The organism is Vibrio sp. Y176 (assembly GCF_033438945.1).
Genome location: NZ_JAWOQS010000500.1, coordinates 1 through 717 on the forward strand (window position 1 = coordinate 1; position 717 = coordinate 717).

1 protein-coding gene and 1 pseudogene are annotated in these 717 nt (G+C 45.0%); both read right to left on the reverse strand.

What is annotated here, in order from left to right; all coding sequences use genetic code 11:
- The coding region (locus tag R7O13_RS26945; RefSeq protein WP_318305217.1) for a type III secretion system chaperone at positions 1–343 on the reverse strand (343 nt) is incomplete at its 3' end.
- A 242-nt stretch (positions 344–585) separates the two neighbouring features.
- Positions 586–717 (reverse strand): annotated as a pseudogene (locus tag R7O13_RS26950) (effector protein); the annotation flags it as partial.

Here is a 717-nt window from a genome sequence, read left to right on the forward strand (position 1 = left end):
TCACGTTGGCTAATTGGCTGATCTCGGTGTCTGCCGTGATGGCGATTTGAAGCAAAATGTCTTTGGTGGTTGGGTTGATGCAAAACTGCACTCCGCCCGTTTCGCGATACAAAAAGTTGTATTCCAGCAGCACTTGGAGCTTGTCGGCGGTGAGAATATCTTTCTCTACCACTAGGCTTTTTGAAACAAGCACCTCGTTCTTCTCTTGCACAAATTGCACATCGATAGCGTTATCTTCGCTGAAACAGAGCGACCACATTTGATGCTCAAACTCTGTAACACGCTCAAGGTTGAGTGAATCCCCTAGCTCTGCGAGAAGAATATTGATCTTTCCGGTATCCATGTTGTGTCCTGTTAAATTTGATGACGGCTTATTGAAGTAAGCGCATAACGATGAGGGACATTTTAGGGTGAGCTTTGAAGTTGGACTTTATTTAAACGTCCGAATTTTATTGCTATTGGCCGTTTTAAAAGTCGATGAGATTGAATCGCATGAACAGTGGCAACAAAAAGAGCGGCGCTCGCCGCTCTTACTAACATACAAATACCAACAGCGAAAATCACTGAGTTATTTGGTGCACTGAGTTATTTGATACCGTGAAGGCTATTTTCGGCATTCATCGCCAGAGGGTTGAACGAGTCATTACGCAGTTCAGCGATGGCATAAAGCATGCGCCCCATGCGTCCGTTGCCATCGGTAAAGCCGTGATAACCAAT